Here is a 21077-nt window from a genome sequence, read left to right as displayed (position 1 = left end):
ACGGTTTGGGTCTGGGAGTCTTGATGGAGTTCAACGAGGATGCGCTTCCTCTGACGCGCGCGCAGCTGGACATCTGGCTGGCACAGGAGACGGGTGACGCCGCTACCGACTGGCAGCTCGGCATGCTGTTGAAGGTCGAGGGCCCGCTGGAGCGCGACGCCTTCGAGTGGGCGTTGCAGCGCGCGATGCGCGAAGCCGAGCCGGTGCGCGCCGCGTTCTTCGAGGAGGACGGCCAGGTCTTCCAGCGGGTGCTCGATTACCCGGAGATCGAACTGGATTTTTACGACTTCTCCGGCTCGGGCGATCCGGCGCGTGACGTGCACGAGATGGCGCTGTCGATCCAGCGCACCCCGATGCCGTTCACCGGTCCGCTCTTCAAATACGCGCTCTTCGAGACCGGGCCCGCGGAATTCTATGTATTCGGCTGTTTCCACCACATCGTCATTGATGGCGCCGGAATTTGGTTGCTCGTCAATCGCGTCGCATCAATTTACTCCGCAACGATTTCCGGCGACCTCATTCCGCCCGCATTCTTCGGTTCATTGCGGGACTTGCTGGAATGCGAATTGGAATACGAGGCGTCCGGCGATTATCAGGACGACCGGGTCTACTGGACCGCCAATCTTCCGTCCGGAAGTGGGCAGGGCAGCGGGTTGGTGGACGGCTCCGACGATGACGGCTGGCGGTCGGCCCCTGTGCCCTTGGATCCGGCCGTTCTGCGGCGTGTCGGCGAGCTGGCCGACGAATGGGACATCCCCCGCACCTCGGTGGTCGCCGCAGCGAGCGCACTCCTGGTGCGTGGGCGCTGCGCCGATGGCTCGGAGGTGGTCTTCGACTTCCCCGTCAGCAGGCGAGTTCGTCCTGAACTGAAAACGTTGCCCGGGATGGCTTCCGGTCTGGTGCCGCTGGTATTGCGCACCCCGGCGCAGTTGTCGGTGCGCGAATTCTGCAAGCACGTTGACACCCAGATCGCGGAAGCCGTGCGACATCAGCGATTTCCGGTGCACGCGCTCGAGCGTGGCACCCACACCGCCGACCGGGTGGTCATCAACTTCTTCCCGGCCGCATTCACGCTGGACTTTGCCGGTGCCGCGGCTGAAGCGAACATGACCAACTCCGGTCTTGGCGGCAGCACCGGGTTCACCTTCTCGGGGCTCGGGGACGACCTGTCCCTCAGCACAGTGGGCGCCGGGCATCTTTTCCCGGACTGCGATGCCGCCGACGTGACCAGGCGCCTGCTCGACGTGTTGGCGGCGATGACCGCCGACCCTGCGCGGCCGCTGTCGTCGATCGACGTGCTCGATGCCGCGGAGCGGGATCGCCTTGGCGTGTGGGGCAATCGGGCCGTGCTCGCCGAACCGATGAGCACGCCGGTCTCGATTCCGGCGTTGTTCGCCGAACAGGCAGCGCGGATTCCGGATGCGGTCGCGCTCACCTGCGGCGGGCGGTCGTGGACGTATCGCGAGCTCGACGGGACGACGAACCGGCTCGCCCACCTGCTGGTGGGTCACGGCGCGGGCCCCGGCCGGCGCGTCGCGCTGCTGTTTCCGCGATCGGACGAGGCGATCGTGGCGATCCTCGCGGTGCTGAAGACCGGAGCGACCTATGTCGCGGTCGATCCGTCCGTGCCGGAGGCGCGGATGCAGTTCGTGCTCGACGACGCGGCGCCCGTGGCCGCGATCACTACCGCGCAGTTGCGATCTCGTCTGGACGGACGGGATCTGCTGGTCATCGACTTCGATGATCTCGCGATCGAGGACCAGCCCAGCACGGCATTGGCGGGCCCGGCTCCCGACGATATCGCGTACATCATCTATACCTCGGGCACCACGGGAACGCCCAAGGGCGTGGCCATTCCGCATCAGAACGTCACCCGTCTGTTGTCGGCGCTGGCCACCGATATGGATCTGGCGGACCAGGTGTGGACACAGTGCCATTCGCTGGCGTTCGACTACTCGGTGTGGGAAATCTGGGGACCGCTGCTCTACGGCGGCCGGTGTGTGGTGGTGCCTGATGCGGTCGTGCGTTCGGCGGAAGATTTCTACGCATTGCTGGTGGCCGAACGAGTCGATGTGCTGAGCCAGACGCCGACGGCTTTCTACGCCTTGCAGAGCGTTGATGCGGGTGCGCTGGGAACGCTTTCGCTCAAGGCTGTGGTATTTGGTGGCGAAGCGCTTGAGCCGCAACGTATTCGGGATTGGTTGCAGAACCGTCCCGGGATGCCTCGGATGATCAACATGTATGGCATCACCGAGACGACGGTGCACGCGTCGTTCCGGGAGATCGTTGAAGCGGACGCGGTGGCCGATCCAAACGTCAGCCCGATCGGGCACCCGTTGGCGAATCTGGGTTTCTTTGTGCTTGATGGGTGGTTGCAGCCGGTTCCTGCGGGAGTGGTCGGCGAACTGTACGTGGCCGGGTCGGGATTGGCCTACGGCTATGTCGGCCGGGCGGGGTTGTCTGGAACGCGGTTCGTGGCATGCCCGTTCGGGGTCGAAGGGAGCGCCCCAGGGCAAAGGATGTATCGCACTGGTGATCTGGTGCGCTGGAGTCCCGATGGGCAGCTCGAGTATGTGGGGCGTGCCGATGAGCAGGTCAAGATCCGCGGTTATCGCATCGAGCTCGGCGAAATCCAGACTGCGTTCAGCGAATTGGACGGCGTCGAGCAGGCGGTCGTGATCGCGCGTGAGGACCGCGCCGGTGACAAGCGCTTGGTGGCCTACATCACCGGATCCGCCGACCCGGCGACCGCGCGTGCGGCCGTTGCCGAGCGGCTCCCGGTCTACATGGTGCCCACCGCCGTCGTTGCGATCGACGCGTTGCCGCTGACGGTCAACGGCAAGCTCGACACCAAGGCGTTGCCTGCGCCCGAGTACCAGGATGCCGAGTCCTATCGCGCACCGGCTGACGCGGTCGAGGAGATCTTGGCCGGGATCTACGCTCAGGTCCTCGGACTCGAGCGAGTCGGCGTCGACGAGTCGTTCTTCGAGCTCGGCGGCGACAGCATCCTGTCGATGCAGGTGGTCGCCCGGGCGCGTGCCGCGGGCGTGTTGTGCCGTCCCCGTGATGTTTTCGTCGAGCAGACCGTCGCGCGACTGGCGCAAGTGGCCAAGGCGCTCGACGCCAACGGTGATTTGGCAGCCGACGGTGTCGGTCCGGTGATCGCCACACCGATCATCCGCTGGCTCGAGAGTCTGGAAGCCGGCGGCAGCCCGGTTGCCCACTTCAATCAGACCGTGGTGGTCCAGGCGCCAGCAGGAACCACCGAAGCCGACGTGCTCGAGATGCTGCAGCTCTTGCTGGATCGGCACGCCATGCTGCGGCTGCGCGTCGACCGCGACGACGCCGGTCGCTGGTCGCTGGACGTTCCCGAGGCCGGCTCGGTTGACGCCCGTTCGCGCCTACACACCGTCGACGAACTCACCGACGACGCTGTGCTCCACGCCGGAACGCAGTTGAACCCGTCCGCCGGCGTCATGCTGAGCGCGGTATGGGTGACCTCGACGCGCCGGCTGGTGGCGATCATCCACCATCTGGCAATCGACGGGGTGTCGTGGCGAATCCTCTTGGAGGACCTCAACTTCGCCTGGGCTCAGCACCGCGCCGGCGAGCCCGTCATGCTGCCCGAGCTGGGCACGTCCTTCGCCCGATGGGCGTCGCTGCTCGATGCGCACGCACAACGAGCCGACGTCGTGTCGGAGGCCGACGTATGGCGGCAGATCGCCGCGACGCCTGCCGCATTGCCCGAGGTGGATCCCTTCCTGGACACGCTGGTGACGGCGGGCAACCTCGCCGCAGTCCTCGACATCGAGACCACGCAGACGCTGCTCGGGGAGGTGCCCGCCGCGTTCCATGCCGGCGTGCACGAGATCATGTTGATCGCATTCGCCTTGGCGGCAACGGAATTCCTGGGCACGGGTGGTTCGCCGATCTCCATCGATGTCGAAGGTCATGGGCGCGACGACGAGCTGGTAGCCGAACCGGCCGAGCAGGTCGACCTGTCGCGCACGGTGGGCTGGTTCACCTCCAAGTATCCGGTGTCGCTCGACGTGGGAGGACTGAGCTGGGCCCAGGTGGTGGCCGGTGACGCGAGGCTGGGCACGGTGGTCAAGGCCGCCAAAGAGCAGCTTCGCGCCCTGCCGGAAGGCCTGAACTACGGGGCCTTGCGTTACCTGAACTCCGAAGTCGACCTGGACGGCCCTGACCCGGTGATCGGGTTCAACTACCTGGGGCGCCAGGGCGCGACGTCGGCCGAAACATCCGGTGACACATGGCAGATCTGCTGGGACGGCTTGGCCAACATCAGCCCGAGCGTGAAGCCGGCCATCCCGCTGATGCACACCTTGGAGCTCAATGCCGGCACAGTGGACACCGACGCGGGGCCGTGCCTGTCCGCAGCGTGGACATGGGCACCCTCGGCACTCAATCACGCTCAAGTCAACCGGCTGAGCCAGTTGTGGTTTGACGCCCTGACCGGTATTTGCGCGCACGTGCAAGGTGGTGGCGGCGGGCTGACACCGTCGGATATCGCGGCCGCCCTGACCCAGGAGCAGATCGACGAGCTTCAGCGGCAGTATGCGGATAGCTGATGTTCTGCCGCTGACTCCGCTGCAGCAGGGGTTGTTGTTTCACGCCAGCGCGGCGCTGGGTGGCGACGATGTGTATGCGGTTCAGCTGTATGTGAGTTTGGCCGGTCCGCTGGACCAGGGCAGACTGCACACGGCGGTGCAGGCGGTGGTCGGCAGGCACCCCAACCTCGCGGCCCGGTTCTCGCAGAAATATGACGAGCCCGTCCAGATCCTGCTCGCCGAGCCTGTGGTGCCGTGGCAGTACCTCGAGCTGACCGGCGACGATGCCGAGGCCCAGATCGAGCAGGTCTGCGCAGCAGAACGTATTGCGGTGTGCGAGTTGGGCAATGAGCCCGCGTTCCGCGCTCTGCTGATCCGGACTGCGACGGATCAGTACCGGTTTGTGTTGACCAACCATCACATCGTGCTGGATGGGTGGTCGTTGCCGATCCTGCTCGGCGAGGTGTTCGCCACGTACTACGGACAGCGGCTGCCTCCGGCCCAGCCCTATCGACGATTCGTCACCTGGCTGGCGGGCCGCGACGTCGATGCCGCGCGTGCCGCGTGGGGCGAGGTGTTGACCGGTTTCGACACACCCACGCTGGTCGGCCCGGCGGGACACGTGCCGGGCGGGCGGGACGTCGCGTCGTTCCAGCTGTCTCCGGATACCACCCGTGCGCTGGGCGAGCTGGCGCGGTCCTGTCACACCACGGTCAGCACGGTGTTGCAGGCAGCCTATGCGCGAGTCTTGATGTCGCTGACCGGTCAGCGTGATGTGGCGTTCGGTACCACGGTGTCGGGGCGGCCTGACGAGGTGCTGGGTGCGGATTCGATGGTGGGTCTGCTGATCAACACCGTCGTGGTCCGTGCGCGCATCGCCGCATCGACCACAACCGCCGATCTGCTCGATCAGCTGCAGAACGATCACGCACAGACGCTGGACCATCAGCATCTCGCGCTCAGCGAGATTCATCGGGTGACCGGCCAGGACCACTTGTTCGACACGTTCTTCGTCTACGAGAACTATCCGATCGATGCCGCCACATTGTCGGGCACCGACGGTTTGGCCGTCACGAACTTTTCGCACCATGAGTACAACCACTATCCGCTGTCGGTTCAAGCGATTCCGGGCGATGAACTGACCCTGCGTGTCGAGTACGACACCGGTGTCTTCGACGCGGCAGGCGTCGATGCTCTGGTTGGACGGCTCAAACGGGTTGTGGCCGCGATGATCGCGAACCCTGCGTCGCCGTTGTGGTCGATGGACCTGCTGGATGCCGACGAGCACGCCAACCTGAATCGGTGGAGCAATCGCACGGCGCTGGCCCAACCGGCACCGGCGCTGACGATCCCCGCCTTGTTCGCCGCCCAGGTGGCGCGGGACCCGGAGGGGTCCGCGCTGAGTTTCGCCGGTCGCTCGATGACCTACCGCGAGCTGGACGAGGCGACCAACCGGTTCGCGCGCATGCTGGCGGGCAAGGGGATTGGGCCGGGTCAACGGGTTGTGCTGTTGTTGCCGCGCTCGGCTGATGCGATCGTGTCGATCCTTGCGGTGCTCAAGACCGGCGCCGCCTATGTGCCGATCGATCCGACCGCGCCGTCGGCGCGCATGCACTTGGTGCTCGACGACGCCGCGCCAGTGGCTGCGATCACCAACGCCGAGTTGGCCGGGCGGCTCGCCGGGCAGAGCCTGCGCATCATCGACGTGGCGGACCCGGCGGTGTCGACCCAGCCGAGCTCGGCACTGGCCGGGCCCGAACCCGACGACATCGCGTACCTGATCTACACCTCCGGAACCACCGGCGTGCCCAAGGGCGTCGCCATCGCCCACCGCAACGTTGCTCAGCTGATCGACTCACTACAGGCGGCACCGCTTCCACAGGAACGGGTTTGGTCGCAATGCCGGTCCTACGGCTTCGACGTCTCCGTCCAGGAGATCTTCGGCGCGCTGCTGGGGGGCGGCCGGTTGGTCGTGGTGCCCGAGTCGGCGGCCCGCGCACCGGAAGATCTGCAGGCCGTGCTGGTCGGCGAACGCGTCACTGTGTTCAGTACCACCCCATCCGAGGTGGGGATGCTCTCTCCCGAGGTTCTCGAGTCGGTGGCGCTGATCATCGGTGCCGAACCCTGCCCGGTCGAGCTGATGGATCAGTGGGCGCCCGGACGGATCATGATCAACGCCTATGGCCCCACCGAGACCACCGTGGACGTGGCCCTGAGCGCGCCCCTTGTCGCGGGATCTGGTGCGGTGCCGATCGGGCCGCCGATCGCCGGGGCGGCATTGTTCGTGCTCGACAGCTGGTTGCGCCCGGCGCCGCCCGGAGTGGTCGGCGAGTTGTACGTCGCCGGCCGAGGAGTCGGTGTCGGTTACGCAGACCGTGCCGGATTGACCGGATCGCGATTCGTGGCTTGCCCGTTCGGCGGGGCAGGGGTCCGTATGTACCGCACCGGCGACCTGGCGTGGTGGGGTGCCGACGGGCAGCTGCGGTATGTCGGGCGCGCCGACGAGCAGGTCAAGATTCGCGGCTATCGCATCGAACTCGGTGAAGTTCGCGCGGTGCTGGCCGGGCTGGACGGAGTCGATCAGGCGGTGGTGATCGCCCGCGAGGACCGCCCCGGCGAGAAGCGGCTGGTGGGCTATGCCACCGGTGCTTCTGCTGACCTCGACCCGGTCGCCCTCCGGGCCGCCGTCGCAGAACGCCTGCCGGAGTACATGGTTCCCGCAGCGATCGTCGTCATCGATGCCATGCCGTTGACGGTGAACGGCAAGCTCGACCGGCGGGCATTGCCGGCTCCGGAGTTCTCCGACACCGGTCACTACCGCGCCCCGTCCACAGTCGTCGAAGAGGTGCTGGCCGACATCTACGTCAAGGTGCTCGGGGTGAAGCGCGTCGGCGTAGACGACTCGTTCTTCAACCTCGGCGGAGATTCGCTGTCGGCGATGCGCCTGATCGCGGCGGTCAATACCGGTCTGAATACTCGGCTTTCGGTGCGGGCACTATTCGAGGCGCCCACGGTCGCCCAGTTGGCAGTGCTGATAGGGGGGGACGAGGCGCCGCCCGAACCGTCGGCAGCCCCGCCTGCGGCCGCTCCGGCGCCTGTCGTCGCCAAGATCAGCACGACGGGCTCACGCGGACCGATGCGGATTGCCGATGTTTTGCCGTTGACTCCGCTGCAGCAGGGGTTGTTATTCCACGCCAGTGCGGCGCTGGGCGGCGACGATGTGTATGCGGTGCAGCTTTATGTGAGTTTGGCCGGTCCGCTGGATCAGGAAAAGTTGCACGCGGCGGTGCAGGCCGTAGTCGCCCGGCACCCCAACGTGGCGGCCCGGTTCTCCCAACGATTCGACGAGCCGGTTCAGGTCATACCGGCTGACCCGGTAGTGCCCTGGCAGTACTTCGAGCTGGAAGCCGGTGGCGATATCGAGGCGCAGATCGAGCAGGTGTGCGCGGCCGAACGTATCGCGGTGTGCGAGTTGGCGAATCAACCGGCGTTTCGGGCGGCGCTGATTCGGACCGGGACCGATCGGTACCGGTTTGTCTTGACCAACCATCACATCGTGCTGGACGGCTGGTCGTTGCCGATCCTGCTGGGGGAGGTGTTTGCGAGCTACTACGGGCAGCGGCTCCGTCCCGCCGCGCCGTATCGACGGTTCGTCAGCTGGATGAGCGGTCGCGATCTCGATGCGGCCCGGTCCGCCTGGGGGCGGGTGCTGGCTGGCTTCGACACCCCGACGTTGGTGGGTGCGGCAGGGCGGGCGAGCCTGGGACGGCGCACCGTCGTGTCCTCGACGGTGTCCGAGCAGACGACACGGGCACTCGGTGAACTGGCGCGGTCCTGCCACACCACGGTCAGCACGGTGCTGCAGGGAGCTTATGCGCGAGTCTTGATGTCGCTGACCGGACAACGTGATGTGGCGTTCGGTACTACCGTGTCGGGGCGGCCCGACGAGGTGCTGGGCGCGGACTCGATGGTGGGTCTGCTGATCAACACGGTGCCCGTGCGGGTCAGGATCGCCACGGCGACAACGACCGTTGATCTGCTCGATCAGTTGCAGAACGATCATGCTCAGATATTGGATCATCACCACCTGGCGCTCAGCGAGATTCATCGGGTGACCGGCCAGGACCACCTGTTCGACACGTTCTTCGTCTACGAGAACTACCCGATCGATGCCGCAAAGCTGTCCGGGGCCGACGGGCTGATGGTTACGGACTTCGCGCACCGCGAGTACAACCATTACCCAATCGCGATGCAGGCCCTACCGGGCGACGAACTGACCCTGAGGGTCGAGTACGACTCCGACATGTTCGATGCGTCCGACGTCGAGGCCCTGATCGCACGGCTCAAGCGCATTCTGGCGGCCATGATCGCCGATCCGGTCCGTCCGCTGTCCACGATCGAGGTGCTCGACGACACCGAACTCGCCGACGTGGATCGGTGGAGCAACCGGGCCGCGCTGGCACAACCGGGCGCGATGCGGCAGTCGATCCCGGCCTTGTTCGCCGCCCAGGTGGCCCGTGCTCCCGAAGCGTTGGCGCTCACCTGGGCAGAGCGCTCCTGGACCTACCAGGAGCTCGACGAGGCAACGAACCGGTTCGCGCACATGCTGGCGGACAAGGGGATTGGACCGGGTCAGCGGGTTGCGCTGCTATTGCCGCGGTCGGCCGAGGCGATCGTGTCGATTCTGGCGGTACTCAAAACTGGTGCAGCGTATGTGCCGATCGACCCGGCAGCGCCCTCGGCCCGCATGCAGTTGGTATTGGGCGATGCGGCGCCGGTGGCGGCGATCACCAACCCGGAGCTGGCGCAGCGGCTGGCCGGACAGGATCTGCGCATCCTCGACGTGAATGACCCCGCCGTCGGGCGTCAGCCGAGCACGGCGTTGCCGGGACCGGCTGCTGATGACATCGCGTACCTGATCTACACCTCGGGCACCACCGGCATCCCCAAGGGTGTGGCGATCACCCACGGCAACGTGACCGAGCTGCTGGCCGCCATGGACGCCAAAGTCGAGATGGCGGAGCAGGTGTGGTCGCTCTGGCATTCCCTGGCCTTCGACGTTTCGGTTTGCGAGATGTGGGGCGCGCTGTTGTATGGCGGGCGGCTGGTGGTGGTGCCCGAGTCCGTGGCCCGCGCACCGGAGGAATTCCATGCGCTGCTGGCCGCCGAGCAGGTCACCATCCTGTCTCAGACACCGTCGGCGTTCTACGCGCTGCAAACCGCTGATGCGATGCAGCCCGAACTCGCGCGGCAGCTGAAGTTGTCTGCGGTGATCTTCGCCGGTGAAGCGCTTGAGCCACAACGCCTTCGGGCGTGGCTGAACAGTCACCCCGGCCCCCCGCGCCTGCTCAACCTGTACGGCACTACGGAGACGACGGTGCACGCGTCGTTCCGCGAGATCGTCGATGAAGATATAGCCGGCGATGTCAGTCCGGTCGGTGGCCCGCTGGCCGACCTGGCGTTCTTCGTACTCGACCAGTGGTTGCGCCCGGTGCCCGCCGGTGTCGTCGGTGACTTGTATGTGGCTGGGCCGCAGGCTGGTTTGGGCTATTGGCGCCGACCGGGGTTGTCGGCGTCCCGCTTCGTCGCCTGCCCGTTCGGCGCGCCCGGCGACCGGATGTATCGCACCGGTGACCTGGTCTGGTGGGGTGCTGACGGTGAGCTGCGGTATGTGGGGCGCGCCGACGAGCAGGTCAAGGTCCGCGGGTACCGCATCGAACTCGGCGAGGTTCGTGCCGTGCTGGCCGAGATCGACGGAGTCCAGCAGGCTGTTGTGATAGCCCGCGAGGACCGCCCCGGCGACAAGCGTCTGGTTGGTTACGTCACCGGCTCGGTGGATGCCGTCGCAGCGCGGACGGCGCTAGCTGAACGCCTGCCGGAATACATGGTTCCGGCCGCGATCATGGTGATCGACGCGCTGCCGTTGACGGTCAACGGCAAACTGGACCGACGGGCCCTGCCCGCACCGGAATTCGCCGACACCGACTCTTATCGCCCGCCGGCCACCGCGATCGAGGAAATCCTGGTGGGCATCTACGCCAGGATCCTGGGTCTGAGCCGCGTCGGTGTGGATGACTCGTTCTTCGATCTTGGCGGGGATTCGCTGTCGGCGATGCGTCTGGTCGCCGCGATCAATACCGGTCTGAACACGCATCTTTCGGTGCGGACCTTATTCGAGGCGCCGTCGGTAGCCCAGTTGGCGCCGCGGATCGGCGGGGATGACGATCGGCTCAGGCCACTGGGCCGCATGGAGCGCCCGCCGGTGATACCGCTGTCGTTCTCGCAGAACCGGTTGTGGTTCCTCGACCAATTGCAGGGGCCGTCACCGACCTACAACATGGCGGTGGGTCTGCGGCTGGATGGGCCGCTCAACGCCCAGGCGTTGGGTGCCGCGCTGGCCGATGTCGTGGGCCGTCACGAGAGCCTACGCACCATGTTCGCCGCGCCCGACGGCATACCCCAGCAGCTGGTGATGCCCGCCGAGACAGCCGACTTCGGCTGGGACGTCATCGACGCCGCCGGTTGGTCGGCAGCGGAGTTGGATGACGCGGTCAGCGCCGTCGCGCTGCACTCGTTCGATCTGTCCGCCGAGATTCCCATGCAGGCGCGGCTCTTCCGCGTCAGCGATCACCAGCACGTGGTTGTGGCAGTCGCACACCACATCGCGGCCGACGGCTTGTCGATGGGCCCGCTGGTGAACGACCTCGGCGTGGCTTACGTCTGCCGATCGGCTGGGATGGCGCCCGTCTGGGCCGAATTACCGGTCCAATACGTCGATTACACGCTGTGGCAGCGCGCCCAGTTCGGTGACCTGGACGACGGGAACAGTCTCATCGCCTCGCAGCTGGCGTACTGGCAAGACGCGCTGGCCGGAATGCCGGAGCGGGTGCAGTTGCCGACCGACCGGCCGTATCCGCCGGTCGCAGACCAGCGCGGCGCCACGATCGGATGGCAATGGCCCGTCGAGCTGCAGCAGCGGATCGCTGCGGTAGCTCGCGAGCACAACGCGACCAGCTTCATGCTGGTTCAGGCGGCACTCTCCCTGCTGCTGAGCAAACTCAGCGCGAGTTCCGATGTGGCGGTCGGATTCCCGATTGGCGGGCGCACCGACCCTGCCCTGGACGCGCTGGTGGGATTCTTCGTCAACACCCTGGTGTTGCGCGTCGATGTCAGTGGTGACCCCACCGTCGCCGACCTCCTGGCTCAAGTACGGACACGCAGTCTGGCCGCCTACGAGCACCAAGACGTGCCGTTCGAAGTGGTCGTCGAGCGGATCAATCCCACCCGCTCTCTGAACCACCCGCTGGTCCAGGTGATGCTGGCCTGGCAGAACCTGCCGGGGGAGACCAGCGAAGACATCGCGCTGGCGTTGGGAGACCTGCAAGTCACCCAGCTTCCGCTCGATACCCACACCGCGCGAGTGGATCTCGCGTTCTCCTTGACCGAGCGCTGGACACAATCGGGCGAGCCCACCGGACTCTTCGGCATGGCCGAGTTCCGTACCGACGTGTTCGACCCCGAGACCATCGAAACCTTCGTTGCGCGCCTGGAGCGGGTGTTGGTGGCGATGATCGCCGACCCCGCTGCGCGGGTGTCGTCGGTCGACGTACTCGACGCCGCCGAGCGCGCGCGTCTCGACACCGTGGGCAATCGCGCGGTGCTGACGGAATCTGCCCCGGCGATGTCGGTTCCGGAGTTGTTCGCAGGCCAAGTCAGTCGCGCCCCGCAGGCCATCGCGTTGACCTCTGGCGATGTGTCGATGACGTACCGGGACCTCGATGAGGCGGCAAACCGCCACGCGCACTTGCTTTCTGGTCGCGGCGTAGGAGCCGGTGACTGTGTGGCGCTACTGCTGGAACGCTCGGCCGAAGCCGTCGTCGTCATGCTGGCCGCACTGAAGGTCGGGGCTGCGTACCTGGCAATCGACCCCGCGCTGCCAGAGGCCCGGATCGAGTTCATGCTCTCCGATGCGGCGCCTGTCGCCGTCGTCACCACTGCCGCGCTGCGGCCTCGGTTGCACGGGCACGATGTGGCGGTCATCGACATAGACGACGAGTCGATTGAGGTCCAGCCCAGCACGGCGCTCCCGGCGCCGGACCCGGACAACATCGCCTATCTGATCTACACCTCGGGCACGACCGGCACCCCCAAAGGTGTTGCGCTGTCCCACCGGAACCTGGCCCACCTGGCTGACTCGGCGCACCCCGACCTGCCGGCCGATCAGGTGTGGACGCAATGCCACTCGTACGCCTTCGACTTCTCGGTGTGGGAGATCTGGGCCGCGCTGCTCGGTGGCGGGCGGCTGTTGGTGGTGCCCGATCCGGTTGTCCGTTCGCCCGATGATTTCCACGCGCTGCTGGTCGGCGAACATGTCACTGTGCTCACCCAAACACCGTCCGCGGTGGCGGCACTGCGACCGCAGGGGTTGGAGTCGGTGGCGTTGCTGCTCGGCGGTGAAGCGTGCCCGCCCGAAGTGGTCGACCAATGGGCGCCCGGCCGAGTGGTGATCAACGCCTACGGTCCCACCGAAGTCACGGTCTACGCCTCGATGAGCAAGCCGTTGGAGGCGGGCGCTGAGGTCCCCATCGGCGCACCGCCGCCAACTGTCGCAGCGTTCGTTCTCGACGAACGGTTGCGCCCGGTGCCCGAAGGTGTGGTCGGTGAGCTGTACGTGGCCGGTCGCGGTGTGGGCGTCGGGTACATCGGTCGGACCGGGCTGACGGCATCCCGCTTCGTCCCCTGCCCGTTCGGTGGACCCGGTCAGCGGATGTACCGCACCGGCGACCTGGTGCGGTGGCGTCCGGACGGCCAGCTCCAATACCTGGGCCGCGCCGACGAGCAGGTCAAGATCCGCGGGTACCGCATCGAGCCCGGCGAGATCCAAGCCGTGCTGGCCGGCCTCGACGGCGTCGAGCAGGCGGTGGTGATCGCCCGCGAAGACCGCCCCGGCGACCCGCGTCTGGTGGGTTACTTCACCGGCACCGCGGATCCGGTCAAGGTGCGGGTCGCGCTCGCCGAACGGCTGCCCGCCTACATGGTTCCGGCCGCGGTGCTGGAGTTGTCGGCGTTGCCGCTCACCGTCAGCGGCAAGCTGGACCGGCGGGCGCTGCCGGCGCCGGACTACCAGGATGCGGAAAACTACCGTGCCCCAAGCACTCCCACCGAGGAGATCCTCGCCGGGATCTTCGCGCAGGTGCTCGGCATCGACCGCGTGGGGGTGGACGACTCGTTCTTCGATCTCGGCGGGGATTCGCTGTCGGCGATGCGCCTGGTCGCGGCGGTCAACAACAGCATGGGTTCCGGGCTGGCGGTCCGCGTGCTGTTCGAGACACCTACCGTCGCGCAGCTTGCGCTGCGGGTCACCGGTGACGAAACCCGTTCCGAGCCCTTGATGGCCGGCCCGCGGCCCGAGGTCGTACCACTGTCCTTCGCCCAGAACCGGTTGTGGATCGTCGACCAGCTCCAGGGACCATCCCCGATCTACAACCTTCCGGTGTCCTTACGGCTGCGGGGCCAGCTCGACGCCGACGCGCTGGGCGCTGCACTGGCCGATGTCGTGGGCCGCCAGGAAAGCCTGCGCACCCGGTTCCCGGCAGTCGAAGGCGTGCCGCAACAGCTCGTCGTCCCCACTGACGTCGCGGACTTCGGCTGGGCCGTCATCGATGCCACCGGCTGGTCGGACACCGAGCTGGCCGATGCCATCGACGCGGCGACGCGGTACACCTTTGATCTCGCCAACGAAATCCCGATGCAGGCACAGCTTTTCCGGATCGCTGGCGACGAACATGTGCTGGTGGCGGTGGTGCACCACATCGCGGCTGACGGCTGGTCGGTCGCACCGCTGGTGCGTGATCTCGGGGTCGCCTACGCCAGCAGGTCGGCCGGCGAGGCGCCCGGCTGGGCCGATCTGGCGGTGCAATACGTCGATTACACGCTGTGGCAGCGCTCGCGGCTGGGGGATCTGACCGACGCCGACAGCCGCATCTCCGCGGAATTGGCGTATTGGGAGGACGCGCTGGCCGGTATGCCCGAGCAGTTGCAGCTGCCCACCGACCGGCCCTACCCGATGGCCGCGGACTATCGCGGCGCGCGCCTGGATGTCGACTGGCCTGCCGAGTTGCAACGCCAGGTCGCCAGGGTGGCGCGCGAGCATAACGCGACGCCCTTCATGGTGGTGCAGACCGCACTGGCCGTGCTGTTGTCGAACCTGTCCGCCAATGACGATGTGGCGGTGGGCTTCCCGATCGCCGGACGCGGTGACACCGCGCTCGACGAGCTGGTCGGTTTCTTCGTCAACACGTTGGTCTTGTGTGTCGACCTGAGCGGGAATCCCACGTTCGCCGATCTGCTCGCCCAGGTGCGCCGGCGTAGCCTGTCCGCCTACGAGCACCAGGATGTGCCGTTCGAGGTCCTGGTAGAGCGGCTCAAACCGACCCGCAGCATGGCCCACCACCCGCTGGTGCAGGTGGTGTTGGCCTGGCAGAACTTCGGCTGGCAGGCCGGCGATGCCGCCGGGCTTTCGCTCGGCGACCTGCGGGTCGAGCCGCTCGCGGTGGACACCAAGACGGCGCGCATGGACCTCACGTTCAATCTGGCCGAACGCTGGGATGAGACCGGTGAACCTGCCGGAATCGGTGGCGGTGTCGAATTCCGTACCGACGTATTCGATTCCGCCAGTATCGGGATCCTCATCGACCGGCTGAGGCGGGTGCTGACCGCGATGACCGCGGACCCGGCTCAGCCGATGTCGGCGCTGGACGTTCTCGAGACCGCCGAACACGCCCGCCTCGACCAGATCGGCAACCGCACCGTGCTGACCCAGCCGGTGAGCACCGCGGAGACGATCGCGTCGATGTTCATCCGGCAGGCGGCGCTCACCCCGGATGCGCCGGCGGTCACCTTCGAGGGCGACTCGATGACGTATCGCGAACTCGATGAGGCGACCGACCGGGCCGCGCACGTATTGGCCGGTCGCGGTGCAGGACCCGGACAACGGGTGGCGCTTCTGTTGCCCCGCACGGCCGAGGCGATCGTGGCGATGGTGGCGGTGGTGAAAACCGGCGCGACCTATGTGCCGATCGATCCGACGGTGCCCGAGCAGCGCAGGCAGTTCGTGCTCGGTGACGCCAGGCCGGTCGCCGCCGTCACCACCGCGGCCCTGGCCGAATTGCTTGACGGGCATGCCCTTTCGGTGATCGATGTGAGTGACCTGGTCGACCCCGCGGTCGACACCGGCGCGACACTGCCCGGGCCGCAGGCCGACGACGTCGCCTACATCATCTACACTTCCGGCACCACAGGAACCCCGAAGGGCGTTGCGATTCCACATCGCAACGTGATTCGGCTGTTGGAGACCCTGGACGCTGACATGGACATGGCAGGGTTGGCCTGGTCGCAATGCCACTCCCTGGCCTTCGACTTCTCGGTGTGGGAGATCTGGGGTGCGCTGCTCTACGGCGGCCGGGTGGTCGTCGTCCCCGACGCGGTGGTGCGCTCGCCGGAAGATCTGCACGCCCTGCTGGTGTCCGAGCAGGTCGGTGTCCTGAGCCAGACCCCCTCGGCGTTCTATGCGTTGCAGACGGCCGACGCGGCCAATCCCGAGCTCGGCTCCCAGCTGAAGCTCGAGGCCGTGGTGTTCGGCGGGGAAGCGCTTGAGCCACAGAAGATGCGGGCCTGGCTGGCGAACCATCCTCCCGGCTCGCCGCGTCTGCTCAACATGTACGGCATCACGGAGACGACGGTGCACGCCTCGTTCCGGGAGATTGTGGCCGAGGACGCCGACAGCGCCGTCAGCCCCATCGGCGTGCCGTTGGGGCACCTCGGCTTCTTCGTCCTCGACACCTTGTTGCGACCGGTCCCGATCGGTGTCGTCGGTGAGTTGTACGTCGCGGGCGCCGGCGTCTCCGACGGATACATCGGCCGGCCCGGGCTGTCCTCAACTCGGTTCGTGGCCTGCCCGTTCGGCGAGCCCGGGGCACGGATGTACCGCACCGGCGACCTGATGGCGTGGGGCGCCGACGGCGAACTGCGCTACATGGGGCGTTCCGACGAGCAGGTGAAGATCCGCGGATACCGCATCGAGCTCGGCGAAATCCAAGCCGCACTCAGCGATCTGGACGGTGTCGAGCAGGCGGTGGTGATCGCCCGCGAAGACCGTCCCGGTGACAAGCGGCTCGTCGGGTATGTGACCGGCGATGTCGACCCGGTTGCCGCGCGTGCCGCGCTGGGCGACCGGTTGCCGTCGTACATGGTCCCCGCCGCGGTGGTGGCGATCGCCGCCTTGCCGCTGACAGTCAACGGGAAGCTGGACACCAAAGCGTTACCGGCACCGGACTATCAGGACGTCGACTCCTACCGCGCCCCGTCGGACGCGGTCGAAGAGATCCTGGCCGGTATCTACGCCCAGGTCCTCGGACTGGAGCGGGTCGGCGTCGACGAATCGTTCTTCGAACTCGGCGGCGACAGCATCCTGTCGATGCAGGTGGTTGCGCGAGCGCGGGCCGCCGGGGTGACCTGCCGGCCGCGCGACATCTTCGTCGAACAGACGGTGGCCGGGCTGGCCCGGGTCGCCACGCTCAGTGACGGTGACGACGATGTTGTCGACGAGGGCACCGGCACGGTGCAGGCGACCCCGATCATCCAGTGGCTGAACGGCGTTGACGGTCCGGTCGATCAGTTCAACCAGACCGTGTTGATCCAGGCGCCGGTCGGTGTGACCGAAGACGACGTGCTGGTGGTGCTGCAAGCAGTCTTGGACCGCCATGCGATGTTGCGGATGCGGGTAGACGACGACGGTGCCGGCGGCTGGTCGCTGACCGTGCCCGAGCCCGGATCCGTTGACGCCCGCGCGTGCCTGCACACCGTCGACGTCCTCTCGGATGAAACGGTCGCCAAGGCCAGATCCAGGCTGAACCCCGCGACCGGGGCGATGGTGAGCGCGCTGTGGGCCGTCCCCACCGGGCAGCTGCTGATGATCGTGCATCACCTCGCGGTCGACGGCGTCTCGTGGCGAATCCTGGTGGAGGACTTCAACCTCGCCTGGGCGCAACTTCACGGCGGACAGCCCGTCGAATTGCCCGCTCCGCGAACATCTTTCGCCAGGTGGGCGGCGATCCTGGCCGAGCACGCCTATCACCCCGAAGTCGTGGGCACCGTCGAACGCTGGCAGGAGATCGCGGCGATCCCCGCGCCATTGCCCGCCGTCCAGCCCGCGATCGACACTTATGCGAACGCAGGCAGCCTGTCGGTGGAGCTGGACACCGAGACCACCAGGATGCTGCTCGGCGAGGTGCCTGCGGCATTCCACGCCGGCATCAACGACATCCTGCTGATCGCGTTCGGGCTGGCCCTGACCGAATTCCTCGGCACCGCAGGCGCACCCGTCGTCATTGATGCAGAAGGTCATGGCCGCCAGGAAGAAGTGGCGGACGTAGACCTGTCGCGGACGGTCGGATGGTTCACCACCAAGTACCCGATATCGCTCGCTGCAGGCGGGCTGGACTGGGGACAGGTGCTCAGCGGTGACGCCGACCTCGGCCCGATCATCAAGGACGCCAAGGAACAACTTCGGGCTCTGCCCGACGGTTTGACCTACGGTCTGCTGCGATACCTCAACGCCGACGTCGACCTGGCCGGCGCCGACCCGGCCATCGGCTTCAACTACCTCGGCCGGATGGGTGGTGCCGGCGGGCAGACGTCGGGTGATTTCTGGGAGATCCGCGAGGACGGCTGGAAGGTGACCGGTGCCGCGGCGGCGGTCCCGATGCCGTTGATGCACACCGTCGAACTCAACGCAGGCACCGTGGAAACCCTCGACGGACCGCGCCTTCGCGCCGGCTGGACGTGGGCGCTGTCCGCACTCGACCACGCGCAGGTGACCCGGCTGTCCGGGCTGTGGTTCGACGCCCTCGCCGGAATCTGCGCGCACGTACACGGCGGTGGCGGGGGATTGACGCCGTCGGACATCGCGCCCGCCCGGTTGTCTCAGCAGCAGATCGACGAACTGTGCCGGGAACACGAGGTAGCCGACATCCTGCCGCTGACACCGCTGCAGCAGGGCTTGTTGTTCCACGCGGGAGTCGCTCACAGTTCCGGCGACGACGTGTACGCCGTCCAGATGGGCGTCACGCTGCAGGGCCGGCTCGACCGGTACCGGCTGCAGGAGGCGGTCGAGGGCGCTGTCGAACGCCATCCCAACCTTGCGGCGCACTTCACCGGTGACTTCGATGAACCGATCCAGGTCATCCCGGCGCAGCCGATCGTGCCATGGCAATATGTCGATCTCAGTCGGGATGCCACTGACCGTGATGAACGGATCGCACAGCTGTGCGCGGCGGAACGAGCGGCGGTGTGTGATCTGGCTGAGCAGACTCCGTTCCGCGCCGCCTTGATTCGCGTCGCACCGGATCAGCATCGGCTGGTCCTGACCAACCACCACATCCTGCTGGACGGCTGGTCGACGACGGTGTTGCTGCAGGAAGTGTTCGCCGGCTATTACGGACAGCGGCTGCCCGCGGCGGTGCCGTATCGCAGGTTCGTCAGCTGGCTGGCCGATCGGGATCTGCCTGCCGCGCGTTCCGCGTGGCGCGAGGCATTGGCCGGGTTCGACACCCCGACATTGGTCGGGCCGCCGGATCTGGGCGTTGGCCCCCGCGGTGTTGCCTCGCTTCGGGTTTCGGAGCAGACCACGACGGCGTTGAACGAGCTGGCGCGTACCCACCACACCACCATCAGTACTGTTCTACAGGCGGCCTGGACGCAGCTGCTGATGACGATGACGGGCCGGCGTGATATCACCTTCGGTGTCGTGGTTGCGGGGCGGCCGGCCGAACTGGCCGGCGCGGACGCGATGGTGGGCCTGCTGATCAACACGGTGCCGATGCGGGTGAACGTCGCGCCCGACGCGGGCGTTGCGGATCTTCTCGACGAGTTGCGGGACAGCCGGAGTCGGACTTTCGAGTACGAGTACCTGGGGCTCAACGATATTCATCGCGTCGCCGGTCATCGCAAGCTGTTCGACACGGTGTTCGTGTTCGAGAACTACCCGACCGATACCTCGCTGTTGTCGGGAGCGGACGGGCTGGCGGTCACCGCCGTCGACAGCCGCGATTTCTACCATTACCCGCTCACGGTCCAAGCCGTGCCGGGTCCGGAACTGGATCTGCGGATCCAATATCGAACCGATGTGTTCGACGAGAACAGCATTAAGCGGATCGTCGAGCAACTCGACGGGGCTCTGACGAACATGGCGCAAGACCCTGCCCACCCACTCATTGTGGCGGACCGTCAGCCGCCAGCTGCCCCGGCGCCCGAACACCCTGTGTATAAGGCGCCGAGCAGCGACCTCGAAAAGGCCTTGTGCGGCATCTATACCCAGTTGTTGGGTGTGGATCGCGTCGGGGTGGACGATTCGTTCTTCGATCTGGGTGGGGACTCGCTCTCGGCGATGCGGGCTGTCGCGGCGATCAACGCCACCGTCTGTGAGCAGGTGACGCTGCCGGTCTTTCTCGCAACGCCGACGGTGCGAGACCTGAGCCGCGTCGTAGCGAGCTAGCCCCGCGACGGTTCGTTACCCGCGGTATACCAGCGGGTGACATCGTAACCGGCCTCGTAGCGGGCCAGCCACTCGGTCGCGAGGGCGGGCATCGTGTGCTTGCCGGGATTGTGGCCCGGAATCTGACTGAGGATGACCCCGAAAGCGGCGACGGCTTGCTCGCGCAGCGGTATGTGCGGATAGAACTTCTGGAAGGGTCCGTGGTCGGGGACGTCGAAACGTCGGTACTTTTGGAAGAACGGAAACTTCTGGGCGAGAGTTCCTTTCAGGTTTGGGCCGAACATCGACGTCGCGTCGACTTTGCGCTCCTCGAGGGGGATGCGTTCGTTGAAGCTGTTGGCGGTTCGCTGAATCGCGATCCCGCCGTGCTGGAAGACCGCCGGTGCCAGCCGCATTCGATACCACGGGTCACCGACGACGGCGTTGTAGATGATCAGTGCGGAACTCCGGTGCTCGATTTCTTCGACGAAATGCCACAGGAACATCGAGGCGACACGGTCGTCACCGGGGGCGAGCAAGGTGTCGGCGTGGTTGAGCATCATCGTGAACGTCGGCGTGAACGTCGCCTCGAGATCGGCGATGTAGGCCAATCGATATTTGACTGACTTGGTGGCGGTCATGTCGTCGTAGTCCGCCATGATCTCGTCGAGTGTCTCCTGCAATGCCGGATACGCTTTGATGAGGCCCTTGGCATGCTGACGGTGCGCCATACTGTGCTGGCCCTCTTGCCGCACGAAAGCCAAGGCCTCTTCGGCGACTTCCGGGTCGGTGATCGACGGAAGCACCTCGTGGACCGTCGCGCTGATCATCTTCTCGATCGCCAGGAACAGAAACGACAGCATGTTGGTCGCGCACGAGAACGCGGGATCGGACGGATTCCAATTGAACGGAACCGGATAGTCGGCGAAGCCGAATCGCATTTTGCGTACTTGCAGATCAGTCACCTGAATTGCACC

At 66.5% G+C, this 21077-nt stretch carries 3 protein-coding genes; 2 read left to right on the top strand and 1 reads right to left on the bottom strand.

Features of this window, described 5'->3' with window-relative positions:
* The first annotated feature begins 23 nt into the window (after positions 1–23).
* On the top strand, positions 24–4589 hold the full coding sequence (locus HPC46_RS25240; protein ID WP_179474930.1) for a non-ribosomal peptide synthetase: 4566 nt from the start codon (positions 24–26) through the stop codon (positions 4587–4589).
* Positions 4576–20121 carry a non-ribosomal peptide synthetase gene (locus HPC46_RS34730; RefSeq protein WP_218894645.1) on the top strand — a complete coding sequence of 5182 codons (15546 nt, stop codon included), beginning with the start codon at positions 4576–4578 and terminating at the stop codon, positions 20119–20121. The genes HPC46_RS25240 and HPC46_RS34730 overlap by 14 nt, the downstream gene beginning before the upstream one ends.
* On the opposite strand, the gene HPC46_RS25225 is transcribed toward HPC46_RS34730, so the two are convergent.
* Positions 20118–21065 carry a metal-dependent hydrolase gene (locus HPC46_RS25225; protein ID WP_179474929.1) on the bottom strand — a complete coding sequence of 316 codons (948 nt, stop codon included), beginning with the start codon at positions 21063–21065 and terminating at the stop codon, positions 20118–20120. The genes HPC46_RS34730 and HPC46_RS25225 overlap by 4 nt on opposite strands.
* Positions 21066–21077: the final 12 nt, after the last annotated feature.

It is taken from the genome of Mycolicibacterium vinylchloridicum (genome assembly GCF_013404075.1).
GTDB classification, from domain to species: Bacteria; Actinomycetota; Actinomycetes; order Mycobacteriales; family Mycobacteriaceae; genus Mycobacterium; species Mycobacterium vinylchloridicum.
The sequence above is the reverse complement of the archived record's forward strand: the minus strand, read 5'-3'. Positions and strand labels throughout refer to the sequence as shown.